A 13,284-nucleotide genomic window follows, 5' to 3' on the forward strand; every position below is an offset into this window, starting at 1 on the left:
TCACACCTTCGTTTCTTGCGCCAGGCGACCCGGCACACCGCCGATCGAACCCGCGCCCATCGTGATCACCACATCGCCGTCGCGCACCACTGCTGAGAGCGCGTCCGGCACTTCATCCACCGTATCGACAAACACCGGTTCCACCTTGCCCGCCACGCGCAACGCGCGCGCAAGAGCGCGGCCGTCCGCGGCGACGATCGGCGCTTCGCCGGCCGAATAAACTTCGGTCAGCACGAGCGCGTCGACGGTCGACAACACCTTCACAAAATCTTCGAAGCAATCGCGCGTGCGCGTGAAGCGGTGCGGCTGGAATGCCAGCACCAGACGCCGCCCCGGAAACGCGCCACGCGCCGCTGCCACCGTTGCCGCCATTTCAACCGGGTGATGGCCGTAATCGTCAACCAGCGTGTACGTGCCGGCCGGTTTGCCTTCCGACACGACCGGCACTTCGCCGTAGCGCTGGAAGCGTCGACCCACGCCGTTGAAATCCGCCAGCGCTCGCTGGATATCGGCATCTTTCACTTCAAGTTCAGTCGCAATTGCAATTGCGGCCAAAGCGTTCTGTACGTTGTGCTCGCCCGGCAGGTTCAAAACGATGTCGATCGGCGCCGCGTCTTCACGCATTGCCGTGAAATGCATCTTGCCGCCGCGCGCTTCGACATTGACGGCGCGCACCTGCGCGTCCGGCGCAAAACCGTAACGGATGATCGGCTTCGACACGAACGGCAGGATCTCCTTCACGTTCGGATCGTCGACGCACAGCACCGCGATCCCATAGAACGGCAAACGATGCGTGAATTCGATGAACGCCTGCTTGAGCCGCGCGAAGTCGTGGCCGTACGTGTCCATGTGATCCGCGTCGATGTTCGTGATGACCTCGATCACCGGGAACAGATTCAGGAACGACGCATCGGACTCGTCCGCCTCGGCGACGATGAAGTCGCCCGTACCCAGACGCGCATTCGCGCCCGCGCTGATCAGGCGGCCGCCGATCACGAACGTCGGATCGAGCCCGCCCGCCGCCAGCACGCTCGCCACCAGCGAAGTGGTTGTGGTCTTGCCGTGTGTGCCGGCAATCGCGATGCCCTGCTTCAGGCGCATCAGTTCCGCCAGCATCACCGCGCGCGGCACGATCGGAATGCGGCGATGACGCGCGGCCAGCACTTCCGGGTTGTCGCTACGCACCGCGGTGGAAACGACCACAGCGTTCGCGCCTTCGATGTTCTCCGCCGCATGACCGATCGCGATCCGCGCGCCGAGTGCGGCGAGGCGATCGGTGATCCCGTTGCTCGACAGATCCGAGCCGCTCACCTGATAGCCGAGGTTGACCAGCACCTCCGCGATGCCGCTCATGCCGACACCGCCGATGCCGACAAAGTGGATATGTTTGACGATGTGTTTCATTGCTTTCCTTCTGGGCTCGCGCCCGAAATCGAACCCGCCACAGTCGCGCAAATCTGCGCGACCTGTTCCGTGGCGTCGGGTTTCGCGAGCGAGCGCGAACGCTCTGCCATCTCAGCGAGGGTCTCTCGCGTCTGGCTGCGCAACCAGTTGGCGAGCATTTCCGCCGACAGATCGCGTTGCTGCACGACCAGCGCCGCGCCGTTATCGGCGAGGAACGCTGCATTAGTGGTTTGGTGATCGTCTACTGCAAACGGGAACGGCACGAAGAACGCCGCCACCCCTACTGCTGAAATCTCCGACACGGTCATCGCGCCCGAACGGCAGATCACCAGATCCGCGTTTGAGTACGCGCTCGCCATGTCGTCGATGAACGGCACGAGTTCTACATCGGGTTGGTCACCCGCAGCGGCCTGCAGGCCCGCTGCCGCATAGTTCTCACGCAGCGCTTCAATATGCTTCGCGCCCGCCTGATGCACGATGCGCGGACGTTCATTCGGCGCCAGCAGCGCAACCGCGCGCGGCACCACTTCGTTCAACGCCGCCGCGCCCAGACTGCCGCCCACCACCAGCACATTCAACGGGCCGCTGCGCTCTGCGTAGCGTGCTTTGGGTGCAATTGCGCGCGCAAGTTCCGCACGAATCGGGTTTCCGGTCCATTCGCCGTGCGGCAGTGCGTTTGGAAATGCAACCAGCACGCGTTTCGCGACTTTCGCGAGCACCTTGTTGGCGAGGCCCGCAATCGAATTCTGTTCATGCAGCACCAGCGGACGGCCGCTCAACGCCGTCATCAAACCCGCCGGGAACGTGATGTAGCCGCCCATGCCGAGCACGACGTCCGGCTTCACGCGACGCAGCACGCTCAAACTTTGCGAGCACGCACGCAGCAGATTCAGCGGCAACATCAGCTTGGTTTTCAGGCCTTTACCGCGCAGTCCGCCGAAGCGTACGTATTCCATCGGGATGCCGTGTTTCGGCACCAGCGTGGCTTCCATACCCGCGGGATTGCCGAGCCATACGACCTTCCAGCCCCACGCTTGCATCAGATGCGCGACCGCGAGCCCGGGGAACACGTGTCCCCCGGTGCCACCGGCCATCACCATCAGCGTGCGTTGCGGGAGAGCGGTCATACCTTCCCTCCGCGCATGAGCACCCGGTTCTCGTAATCGACACGCATCAATACGGCCACAGCCACGCAGTTCAGCACGATGCCCGAGCCGCCGTAGCTAACGAGCGGCAACGTGAGACCTTTAGTCGGCAATAGACCGAGGTTCACACCCATATTGATAAAGGTCTGCGCGCCGAACCAGATGCCGATACCCTTCGCCACCAGCCCGGCAAACGTGCGGTCAAGTGCGAGCGCCTGACGGCCAATCTCGAACGAACGGCGCACGATCCAGTAGAACATCAGGATCACGACCAGCACGCCGACAAAACCGAGTTCCTCGCCGATCACCGCGAGAATGAAGTCGGTATGCGCTTCCGGCAGGTAGTTAAGCTTCTCGACACTGCCGCCCAGGCCCACGCCAAACCATTCGCCGCGCCCGAAAGCGATCAGCGAGTGCGTCAATTGATAAGCCTTGCCTTGCGCGTAACGGTCGTCCCACGGATCGAGATAAGCAAAAATCCGCTCACGACGCCATGGCGATGCCCACACCAGCAAGCTGAACGTGCCGACCGCAGTCGCCACCAGGCCGCCGAACAGCTTGCCGTTCACGCCGCCGAGGAACAGCACGCCCATCGCGATCGCGGCGATCACCATGAATGCGCCCATGTCCGGCTCGAGCAGCAGCAATGCGCCGACGAGACCCACTGCAACCGCCATTGGCAGAAAGCCCTTGGCGAAGCTGTGCATGTATTCCTGTTTGCGCACCGTGTAGTTCGCCGCGTAAATCGTCACGGCGAGCTTCATGATTTCCGACGGCTGCATATTGGTAATGCCCAGCGGAATCCAGCGACGCGCGCCGTTCACGCCCTTACCGACGTGCGGGATCAGTACGATCACTAGCGCGACCAGCGAAATCAGGAAGAGTTTCGGTGCGTATTTATCCCACGTCGAGATCGGGATGCGGAACGACACGACGCCGATCACCGAACCCATCACCACGAAAATGAGCTGGCGCACGAGGAACGCGTAATCGCGGTACGACGCGTACTTCGGCGAATCGGGCATCGCGATTGACGCCGAATACACCATCACGACGCCGAGCCCCAGCAACGCGACGACCACCCACAGCAGCGAGTGATCGTAGTCGAGCATCCGCGAGCGCAGCGGACGCACACCGTTCACGGCGCTCGCGAGACCACTGCCGCCGGTGCGGCCGGAGGCGCGGGCCGTGCTACCCGTATCGCCGTTGCCGGCACGGGAGCCGGCCAGGTGCGAACCGAAGCGTTCCGACCAGCTCATATCATCGTCCCCCGTTCAGCCGCGATGTCTTCCACCGTGCTGCGGAACACCGCCGCGCGATGGGCGTAACCCTTGAACATGTCAAAGCTCGCGCAAGCCGGCGACAGCAACACGGCGTCCCCTGGTTGCGCCAATGCGGTGGCGGCCCGCGTCGCGTCTTCGAGCGTCACGTGGTCGGTCATCGCGATGCCGGTGTCTGCCAGCGCCGCGCGGATCTGCGGCGCGTCGCGGCCGATCAGCATCACGGCGCGGCACCAGCGCATCACCGGCTCGGCGAGCGGCTCGAAATCCTGGCCCTTGCCGTCGCCGCCGGCGATCAGGACCGCGCGCTGTGCGAGGCCGTCGAGCGCGGCAACCGTCGCGCCGACATTGGTGCCCTTGCTGTCGTCGACGTAATCGACGCCTTCGATCGACGCGATCAATTCCACCCGATGCGGCTCGCCACGGTATTCGCGCAGGCCGTGCAGGAGCGGCGCGCCAGGCAGGCCGATCGCGCGCGCCAATGCGTACGCGGCCAATGCGTTGGCGGCGTTGTGCAGTCCGCGAATACGCAGCGCGTCCGCCGGCATCAGACGCTTGAGGGCGATGTTCTTCGGTGCCGCCACTTCGTTCTTGCGACGGCGCGTCGGCGCAGGTTCGTCGCTGACGTCGCGATCGTGCGCTTCGACCAGCCAGATCATGCCGTTGTCGCGCAGCAGGCCGTAGTCGCCGTCGTTCTTCGGCTCGGTGACGCCGAACGTGACCATTGCGACATCACCGTCCGAAGGTGCGAGCGCCATCACGCGGGCGTCATCGCGATTCAGCACGCGCACGGTCTGTGTACCGAAGATGCGACCCTTTGCGGCAGCGTACGCATCGAGGCCGCCGTGCCAGTCCAGATGATCTTGCGTGATGTTCAGAACAACCGCCGCATCCGGAGTAAACGTATGCGCGGTTTCCAACTGGAAGCTCGACAGTTCCAGCACCCACACGTCGGGCAACGCGGTGTTGTCGATCGCTTCGCTGAGCTTGTCCAGCGCGGCCGGGCTGATGTTGCCCGCCACCGCGACCTTCTTGCCCGCGCGTTCACACAGCAGGCCCGTGAGGCTCGTCGTCGTGGTCTTGCCGTTGGTGCCGGTGATCGCGATCACCTTCGGCGCATAACCGCTTTCGCCGAGCGTCTTCAATGCTTGCGCGAAAAATTCGAGTTCGCCCCAGACAGGGATGTCCCGCTCACGCGCCGCAGTGATGAGCGGCAGTAAATCAGCGGCGAGCGGCGACAAACCCGGGCTGATCGCCACGAGTTCGACGCCTTCGAGCAACGAGAGCGAGAACGGGCCGCCGACGAACTCGGCATCGACGCTGTGCGCTTCCAGCGCGGACAGGTTCGGCGGCACCTCGCGCGTATCGGCCACACGCAGCCGACAGCCGTGCCGCGCGCACCAGCGCGCCATCGCGAGACCGGATTCACCGAGTCCCAGCACGAGCACCATCGGCTTTTGCCGATCCCGAAACTTCTCGCCAAACATCGCCTGCTTCCCCTAAATACGACTTAACGCAACTTGAGCGTGGACAAACCGAACAGACACAACATCAGGGTAATGATCCAGAAGCGCACCACCACCTGCGTTTCCTTCCAACCCGACAATTCAAAATGGTGATGCAGCGGCGCCATCTTGAAGAGACGTCGGCCTTCGCCGTAACGGCGCTTGGTGAACTTGAACCACGTCACCTGCAACATCACGGAGAGTGTCTCCGCGACGAAAATGCCGCCCATGATGAAGAGCACGATTTCCTGACGCACGATCACGGCGACCGTACCAAGCGCGCCGCCGAGCGCGAGCGCCCCAACGTCACCCATGAACATCTGCGCCGGGTGCGTGTTGAACCAGAGGAACGCGAGCCCCGCTCCACCCATCGCCGAACAGAAAATCAGCAACTCGCCGGCACCGGCAATGTGCGGAAACAGCAGGTACTTCGAATAGACCGAGCTACCCATCACATAAGCGAACACACCGAGCGATGCGCCGACCAGCACCACCGGCATGATCACGAGGCCGTCGAGACCGTCGGTGAGATTGACCGCGTTACTCGCGCCGACGATCACCAGATACGTCAACACGATGAAGCCCCACACGCCGAGCGGATAGCTGATCGATTTGACGAACGGCAGCATCAGGTCGGCGCGCGCCGGCAAGCCCATCGACAGGCCGCTGCGCACCCACGCCATGAACAGATCGAACACGCGCACGTTGCTCGCTTCAGACACGCTGAACGCGAGATACACCGCTGCGAACAGGCCGATCACCGACTGCCAGAAATACTTTTCGCGCGACGACATCCCGCGCGGGTCCTTGTAGACCACCTTGCGGTAATCGTCGACCCAGCCGATCACGCCGAAGCCGAACGTGACGAGAATCACGATCCAGATGAAACGGTTGGTCAGATCGGCCCACAGCAACGTTGCCACGGCGATGCCGAGCAGAATCAACACGCCGCCCATCGTCGGCGTACCGGATTTGACGAGGTGCGATTGCGGACCGTCTTTGCGAACGGCCTGACCGACTTTCATCGCGGTCAGCTTACGGATCACAGCCGGGCCACAGACGAGCCCGATCAGCAGTGCGGTGATGGTGGCCATCACCGCACGGAAAGTCAGATAACTGAACACGCGCAAGAAGCTTGCGTCATTCTGCAGCCATTGCGCCAGCGCCAGTAGCATGCTTCGGTCCTTCTATTTCAATGTGCAGCGGACGTATTGCCCGCTGCGTTGGGTTGTGGACTCGTTACGGCGTCCACCACGCGTTCCATTTGCATGAAGCGCGAGCCTTTCACGAGAAGCGTTGCAGCGGCGCCAAAACCCGCCTGCTGCAATTGCGCGACCAGCGTGCCGACATCGGCCACGTGATGCGCGCCCGTGCCATACGCGGTGCAGGCGTCGCGCGAGGCGTCGCCCATGGCGTACAGCACGTCGATACCGCGTTCTTTGGCGTAGGCACCGATTTCACGGTGAAACGCCGGGCCGTTGTCGCCGACTTCACCCATGTCGCCCATCACGAGCACGCGCGGCGATTCGCGCGACGCGAGCACGTCGATCGCCGCACGCATCGAATCGGGGTTCGCGTTGTAGGTGTCGTCGATCACGGTTGCGCCGGCGAGCGTGCCGAGCACGGCGCGCTTCACCTGCAAACGGCCTTTCACGGCACCGAACGATTCGAGGCCGCGCTTGATCGCGTCGAGCGACACGCCTGCGGCGAGCGCGGCGGAAGTCGCGGCCAACGCGTTGTGTGCGTTGTGGTTGCCGAGCACCTGCAGCGTGACGTCGACGTGGCCTTCCGGCGTGTCGATGCTCAGAACATTGCCGGCGAACGTGCCGATTACGGCGGCTTCGGTCACACGCTCGGCGGTGTTCAAGGCGAAGTCGATGATGCGGTTGCCGGTTGCCGCGACGCGCCAGATGCTCGCGTAGGCATCATCGGCCGGGAACACGGCGACGCCTTCAGGCGTGAGCGCGTGAATCACGCTGGCGTGTTCGAGCGCGACGGCTTCGACCGTCGCCATGAATTCCTGGTGCTCGCGCTGTGCGTTGTTCACCACCGCGACCGTTGGCTCGGCGATCTTCGCGAGCAGCGAGGTTTCGCCCGGATGGTTCATACCGAGTTCGACCACCGCCAGTTGATGCGCGGCGTGCAGGCGGAACAGCGTAAGCGGCAAGCCGATATCGTTGTTGAAGTTGCCGGCAGTTGCGAGGCGTGCGTCCGCGCCAACCGCAGCGGCGAAGATCGACGCGATCATTTCCTTGACTGTCGTCTTGCCATTGCTGCCCGTCACGGCAACCAGCGGCATGCTGAATGTGCGCCGCCAGCCACGCGCAAGTGCGCCGAGCGCGACACGCGTATCGGCTACGCGCAAGGCGGGAACGTGCCAGTCTTGAGGCGTGCGCGTCACCAGCGCCGCCGTGACGTTGCGCGACGCCACGTCCGGCAGGAAGTCGTGCGCGTCAAAACGCTCACCCTTGATCGCGACGAACAGATCACCCGGACCGGCGCTGCGGCTATCGGTCGAAACGCGTTCGAACGTGACGTTGTCGTCACCCAGCACCGTGGCGCCGGGGATCAGCGCAGCAGCTTCACGCAGCGAGAACATGGTCACTCCCCACCTCCGCGTGCGTGCGTCGCCCGTGCGGCGAGCGCAAGGCGAGCGTGGTCCTGATCGGAGAAAGCGCGCTTCTTACCCATGATTTCCTGTGTTGCTTCATGCCCCTTGCCGGCCAGCACGATGACGTCTTCGCGCGCGGCGCTGCGGATCGCCTGCAGGATCGCGCTCGCGCGGTCCTCGATGCGGCGCGCTTTCGACGCGTCTTTCATGCCTGCGGTGATCTGCTCGATGATCGATTGCGGGTCTTCGCTGCGCGGGTTGTCGCTGGTCACGACCACGCCGTCGGCGAGTTTCTCGGCGATTGCGCCCATCAGTGGACGTTTGGTCGCGTCCCGGTCGCCACCGCAGCCGAACATGCAGATCAGTTCGCCACCGCGTGAGCCCGCCATCGGGCGCAGTGCCTCCAGGGTCTTTTCCAGCGCGTCCGGCGTGTGCGCGTAATCGATCACGACGAGGGGCTCGTCGTTCTGCAGGCGGCCGCCGAGACGTTGCATGCGGCCATTTACCGGTTCGAGCTTCGCCAGTTCGGCAAGCGCGGCGTCGAACGGCACATCGGCTGCAAGCAATGCGCCGAGTACGCCGAGCAGATTGCTGACGTTGAAAGCGCCGAGCGTTTGCACTTCGACGTCGGCGTTGCCCCAGTCGGATGTGCTCAGATGGAACGCGGTGCCGGTCGCGGTGGCACGTACGTTCGAGGCGAGCAGCAACGCGTCGGCTTGCGGCGCGTCCTTGAGGGCTTCGTCGAGACCGTAGGCGATCGTGCGAGCATGACCCTTCGTGCTCGCGAGCAGACGGCGACCGGCGGCGTCGTCACGGTTGATCACCGCCGCGCGCAGTTCCGGCCATGCGAACAGGCGCGTCTTGGCGGTTTCGTAGGCTTCGAACGTACCGTGATAGTCGAGGTGGTCTTGCGTGAGATTCGTCAAAACAGCGATGTCGAACGCCGTGCCGTTCACGCGGCCTTGATGCAGCGCGTGCGACGACACTTCCATCGCCACCGCCTGGGCGCCGGCGTCGCGCAATTGCGCAAGACTGCGTTGCAGTTGCGGCGCGTCGGGCGTCGTGAAGCCGGTGTGTACGAGTTGACCCGGCAGGCCGGTGCCAAGCGTGCCGATGATCGCGCAACGCTTGCCGAGCGCGGTCAAGGCCGCCGAAATCCATTGGCTGCAGGAGGTCTTGCCATTCGTGCCGGTGATGCCGACCGCCAGCATGCCGTCGCTCGGATCGTTATACCAGGCGCTCGCAATCGAACCGGCGAGTTCGTTCAACGCCGGCACGGCCAGCGTCATGGACGAGTCGATCGCACCGCTAAAGCCTTCGGGCTGAACCAGCACGGCTGCCGCGCCACGCTCGATCGCGCCCTCGATGAACGGGCGGTTGTCCGCGCCGTCGACCGCATAGGCGAAAAACGCGTCGCCAGCAGCAAGCGAACGCGTGTCGGCGTGCAGATGCGCGCCTGGCTGCACGCGAGCGTGCAGCCAGTTGAGTGCGTCGGCAATTTGCCGGTGCGCTGGGTGCTTCTTACGCAGCGCGCTCATCGCACAACTCCGGGATGGCTTTTCGCGTTGGCGGAAATCGTCATTTTCTTCGCGCCGGCGCTGGTGGAAAGTTTCTTGACCGTTGCGGGCGAGGGCGGTGCGCTCGGCGCGGCAGGCGCGGAGTCGTCCGACACGACCATCTGTTTGACCGGCATATCCGGCGGCACATTCAGCGAACGCAGCGTGTCGCCGACAATCGTCGAGAACACCGGACCGGACACCTGACCGCCGAAGTGGCTACCCGCCGTCGGTTCGTCGACCGACACGGCGACGACGATGCGCGGATTCGGCATCGGCGCCATGCCGACGAACGAAGCGCGGTACTTGGAGTGATCGTAGCCGTGAGCGCCATGCTTGTACGCAGTGCCGCTCTTGCCGCCGACGCGATAGCCCGGCACGGCCGCATCCGGCGACGTGCCGCCCGGCGCCGTGACGGTTTCGAGCATCGCGCGCACTTCGCGAGCGGTGGTGGGCGCGAAAATTTGCGGCCCCGTTGCAGGCTGATCGCCAGGCGTGCGGAAAATCGACACCGGCATGATCTCGCCGTCATGCGCGATCGCGGTATACGCACGGCCCAACTGGAACAGCGACACCGACAAGCCGTAGCCGTACGACATGGTCGCCTGTTCGATGCGGCGCCAGCTCTTCCACGGACGCAGACGGCCCGCCGCCGCGCCCGGGAAGCCGACCTTCGGCGCCTGGCCGAGACCGATGCTGGTGTACATGTTCCACATCTCTTCGGGCTTGAGCTGCATGGCGATCTTCGTCGCGCCGATGTTGCTCGACTTCTGGATCACGCCGCCTACCGTCAGCACGCCGAACGCGCTGTCGTCGGTAATCGGCGCACCGTCGAGCACAAAGCGGCCCGGCCCCGTATCTACCAGTGTAGTCGGCGTCACGCGGTGCAGGTCGAGCGCGAGCGACACCGTGAACGGCTTCATGATCGAACCCGGCTCGAAGGTGTCCGTGAGAATGCGGTTGCGCAGCTGGTCGCCCGTGAGGTGCGAACGGTCGTTCGGGTTGTACGTCGGGTAGTTAACCAGTGCGAGCACTTCGCCGGTCCGCACGTCGATCACCATTGCCGCGCCGGCCTTCGCCTTGAACTTCTCGACGGCCGCTTTCAGGTTCGTATAGGCGATGTACTGGATCTTGCTGTCGATCGAGAGATCGACGTCCTGGCCGTTATGCGGCACGACCTGTTCGTCCACGTCCTCGATGATGTGGCCCATGCGGTCTTTAATGACGCGGCGGCTGCCCGACATGCCGGCCAGCAACTTCTGGTCGCCGAGTTCGACACCTTCCTGGCCTTCGTCTTCCACATTGGTGAAGCCGATCAGGTGAGCCGTGATCTCGCCTTCCGGATAGAAGCGCTTGTACTCGTCGCGCGCATAAATGCCGGGGATGTCCAGCGTGGTGACTTTCTCGGCGACGTCGACCGGCACCTGCCGCTTCACATAGACGAAGTTCTTGTCCTCGGACAGCTTGGCGCGCAACTCCTTGTTCGTCATACCGAGCAGCTTGCCGAGCTGGTTTAGCTTGTCGGCGCCGAGGTCGTCCGGCACCGAGTCGGGGATCGCCCAGATCGCGCGCACCGGCAGACTCGTGGCGAGCACGAGGCCGTTGCGGTCGAGAATCTTGCCGCGCGTGGCCGGCAGCTCGAGCCGGCGCTGATAGCGGATTTCACCCTGCTTCTGATAGAAGGCATTGCCCGGCCCCTGAATCCAGAAGGCGCGCGCGGTCAGCGCGACAAACGCCATGAACAGCATGAACACGACGAGTTTCGAGCGCCACATGGGCAGACGCACAGACAGGATCGGGTTCGCCGAAAAGGCGACGCTTTTGCGAGTCGACGATTTTTTCATCGCACGCCTCCGCGACGGGTCGCGACCGGCGCCGACGCCGGGCCGGAGGTCGGGATCGGTGCGTCCTCAGCCTTGGCGGCACCCGGGTCGAGCGTCAGGTACTGGGTGCGCCCGGTCGTGACCGATTGCATCTTCAGCGAATCAGTGGCGATCTGCTCGATGCGCGACGTCTTCGACAATGCACTCTGCTGATATTGAAGCTGTGAATAATCCTGCTGCAGTTGGCGCTCCTGCGATTGCGCGCGCTGCAACTGGATAAAGATCTGACGCTGCTGATTGGTGGCGTTAACGACCGACAAAGCGCAGCCCATCACGATCATCAGCAGGAAGATATTGAGGCGGCTCATGGCGCGATCCGCTCCGCCACACGCATCACGGCAGAACGGGCGCGCGGGTTCGCGGCGACTTCAGCGTCGCTGGCGAACACGCGGCCAATGATTTTGAGCGGAGGGCTCGGCAGATCGACTGCACGAATCGGCAGACGGCGGTCCACCGTGGGCGTACTGGCGTGCGCCTGCATGAATCGCTTGACGATCCGGTCCTCGAGCGAATGAAAGCTGATGACCACCAGCCGCCCCCCTTGCTCCAACAGCGACAACGCTGCTTCTAAAACGACTTGCAGCTCCGCAAGCTCTTGATTGATGTGAATCCGTATAGCTTGAAAGGTGCGGGTTGCCGGATCCTTGCCCTTCTCACGGGTTTTGACGACGTTAGCCACGATTTGGGCAAGCTCGCCCGTGCTGACGAGAGGCCCAAGACGGTCGGACTCTGCCCGGCGAGCAACAAGCGCCTTTGCAATCTGAAAAGCAAACCGTTCTTCCCCATAATCTCGTATCACCTCCGTCAGTTCCTGCACCGTGGCCCGCGCCAGCCAGTCAGCAGCAGACTCGCCGCGCGTCGGGTCCATCCGCATGTCGAGCGGGCCGTCGGCGCGGAAACTGAAACCCCGCTCCGGGTCGTCGACTTGCGGCGACGACACGCCCAGATCCAGCAAAACACCCGACACCCGCCCTACTCCGCGCTCCGCAATCGCGTCACGCAGTGAAGCAAAACTCTCGTGCACGATGCCAAAGCGCGGATCCGTAATCTGCTGAGCCGTGGCAATGGCGAGCGGGTCTTTGTCGAACGCGATCAGGCGTCCCGCTTCACCCAGCTTCTCCAGCACCAGGCGGCTATGACCGCCGCGCCCAAACGTACCGTCCACATAAACGCCGTCCGCGCGTGTGACCAGCGCTTCGACCGCCTCTTCCAGCAGCACCGTACGATGCTGCAATTCGTTTCCCATCGCAGGTGCCATATATGTAGTCCGCGATCAGAACGTGAAATTCTTTAACGCTTCGGGCATGCCCTCGGCGATCGCTGCCTGTTCCTTTGCTGCGTAAATTTGTGCGTCCCACAGCTCGAAGTGACGACCCATGCCGAGCAGGTTCACTTCCTTTTCCAGCGAGCCGGCCGCGCGCAATTCCGGCGACACGAGCACGCGGCCCGCGCCGTCCATATCGACGTCCATGGCATTGCCGAGAAAAATGCGCTTCCACCAGGCCGCGTTCATAGGCAGCTTGTCGATCTTGTCGCGGAAGATCTCCCACTCCGGACGCGGAAAGAGCAACAGGCAGCCGTCCGGGTGCTTGGTGATCGTCACCCGGCCCTCTGCCTGTGTTTGCAGCGCATCCCGATAACGAGAGGGAATCGACATCCGCCCTTTCGCATCGAGCGTCAGCGCCGACGCCCCTTGGAACACTTCGCTCTCCCATGTCGGCCAGAGTTAGCGCTTCAGCTGTCGCCCGAGTTAGCGCTTTAGCGCTTACCCGGGCCCCATGCAGAGCATTTACTCTGGTCCCATGCAACCTAGTTGCGGTCGGCGTTTTTTCGCCGACTGTCCGATTCGTGAAAATCTACCCGAAACCGCCCGTGAGATCACACAAAAATACACTTTCTC

The 13,284-nt window shown here is 63.5% G+C and carries 11 protein-coding genes; all 11 read right to left on the reverse strand.

The genetic code is table 11. The features are described from left to right. The 11 genes from murC to mraZ are packed head-to-tail and all read right to left on the reverse strand — an operon-like array spanning position 1 to position 13,086. Positions 1–1,404 (reverse strand): UDP-N-acetylmuramate--L-alanine ligase, encoded by a 1,404-nt coding sequence (gene murC, locus PQQ86_RS17315; protein WP_408269012.1) that lies wholly within the window; start codon positions 1,402–1,404, stop codon positions 1–3. Further along, positions 1,401–2,531 (reverse strand): undecaprenyldiphospho-muramoylpentapeptide beta-N-acetylglucosaminyltransferase, encoded by a 1,131-nt coding sequence (gene murG / locus PQQ86_RS17320; RefSeq protein ID WP_408269015.1) that lies wholly within the window; start codon positions 2,529–2,531, stop codon positions 1,401–1,403. The genes murC and murG overlap by 4 nt, the downstream gene beginning before the upstream one ends. Next, positions 2,528–3,808, reverse strand: a complete 1,281-nt coding sequence (gene ftsW, locus PQQ86_RS17325; RefSeq protein WP_408269018.1) for a putative lipid II flippase FtsW — start codon at positions 3,806–3,808, stop codon at positions 2,528–2,530. The genes murG and ftsW overlap by 4 nt, the downstream gene beginning before the upstream one ends. Beyond that, positions 3,805–5,316, reverse strand: a complete 1,512-nt coding sequence (murD, locus tag PQQ86_RS17330; RefSeq protein WP_408203318.1) for a UDP-N-acetylmuramoyl-L-alanine--D-glutamate ligase — start codon at positions 5,314–5,316, stop codon at positions 3,805–3,807. Before murD ends, ftsW begins: the two co-directional genes overlap by 4 nt. Before the next feature lie 23 nt (positions 5,317–5,339). After that, positions 5,340–6,509: a phospho-N-acetylmuramoyl-pentapeptide-transferase gene (gene mraY, locus PQQ86_RS17335; protein WP_097390474.1), complete on the reverse strand. Its 1,170-nt coding sequence runs from the start codon at positions 6,507–6,509 to the stop codon at positions 5,340–5,342. A 17-nt stretch (positions 6,510–6,526) separates the two neighbouring features. Beyond that, a complete protein-coding gene (locus tag PQQ86_RS17340; RefSeq protein ID WP_408269022.1) occupies positions 6,527–7,939 on the reverse strand; it encodes a UDP-N-acetylmuramoyl-tripeptide--D-alanyl-D-alanine ligase in 1,413 nt (470 codons plus the stop codon). Next, on the reverse strand, positions 7,936–9,483 hold the full coding sequence (locus PQQ86_RS17345; RefSeq protein ID WP_408269025.1) for a UDP-N-acetylmuramoyl-L-alanyl-D-glutamate--2,6-diaminopimelate ligase: 1,548 nt from the start codon (positions 9,481–9,483) through the stop codon (positions 7,936–7,938). The genes PQQ86_RS17340 and PQQ86_RS17345 overlap by 4 nt, the downstream gene beginning before the upstream one ends. Then, positions 9,480–11,345 (reverse strand): peptidoglycan D,D-transpeptidase FtsI family protein, encoded by a 1,866-nt coding sequence (locus tag PQQ86_RS17350; RefSeq protein WP_408269028.1) that lies wholly within the window; start codon positions 11,343–11,345, stop codon positions 9,480–9,482. The genes PQQ86_RS17345 and PQQ86_RS17350 overlap by 4 nt, the downstream gene beginning before the upstream one ends. After that, entirely contained in the window at positions 11,342–11,692 is a 351-nt protein-coding gene (ftsL, locus tag PQQ86_RS17355; RefSeq protein WP_097390478.1) for a cell division protein FtsL, read from the reverse strand. The genes PQQ86_RS17350 and ftsL overlap by 4 nt, the downstream gene beginning before the upstream one ends. Beyond that, complete coding sequence (gene rsmH / locus PQQ86_RS17360) at positions 11,689–12,642, reverse strand: 16S rRNA (cytosine(1402)-N(4))-methyltransferase RsmH (protein ID WP_408269031.1); 954 nt, start codon at positions 12,640–12,642, stop codon at positions 11,689–11,691. The genes ftsL and rsmH overlap by 4 nt, the downstream gene beginning before the upstream one ends. A gap of 15 nt (positions 12,643–12,657) precedes the next feature. Continuing rightward, positions 12,658–13,086: a division/cell wall cluster transcriptional repressor MraZ gene (mraZ, locus tag PQQ86_RS17365; protein WP_408269034.1), complete on the reverse strand. Its 429-nt coding sequence runs from the start codon at positions 13,084–13,086 to the stop codon at positions 12,658–12,660. Positions 13,087–13,284: the final 198 nt, after the last annotated feature.

This window comes from Paraburkholderia sediminicola, assembly GCF_046026675.1.
GTDB classification, from domain to species: Bacteria; Pseudomonadota; Gammaproteobacteria; order Burkholderiales; family Burkholderiaceae; genus Paraburkholderia; species Paraburkholderia sediminicola_F.

Bases quoted from the DNA above. Each gene is read 5' to 3' on its own strand.
- murC (WP_408269012.1), bottom strand. From the start codon at position 1,404: ATGAAACACATCGTCAAACATATCCACTTTGTCGGCATCGGCGGTGTC.
- murG (WP_408269015.1), bottom strand. From the start codon at position 2,531: ATGACCGCTCTCCCGCAACGCACGCTGATGGTGATGGCCGGTGGCACC.
- ftsW (WP_408269018.1), bottom strand. From the start codon at position 3,808: ATGAGCTGGTCGGAACGCTTCGGTTCGCACCTGGCCGGCTCCCGTGCC.
- murD (WP_408203318.1), bottom strand. From the start codon at position 5,316: ATGTTTGGCGAGAAGTTTCGGGATCGGCAAAAGCCGATGGTGCTCGTG.
- mraY (WP_097390474.1), bottom strand. From the start codon at position 6,509: ATGCTACTGGCGCTGGCGCAATGGCTGCAGAATGACGCAAGCTTCTTG.
- PQQ86_RS17345 (WP_408269025.1), bottom strand. From the start codon at position 9,483: ATGAGCGCGCTGCGTAAGAAGCACCCAGCGCACCGGCAAATTGCCGAC.
- PQQ86_RS17350 (WP_408269028.1), bottom strand. From the start codon at position 11,345: ATGAAAAAATCGTCGACTCGCAAAAGCGTCGCCTTTTCGGCGAACCCG.
- ftsL (WP_097390478.1), bottom strand. From the start codon at position 11,692: ATGAGCCGCCTCAATATCTTCCTGCTGATGATCGTGATGGGCTGCGCT.
- rsmH (WP_408269031.1), bottom strand. From the start codon at position 12,642: ATGGCACCTGCGATGGGAAACGAATTGCAGCATCGTACGGTGCTGCTG.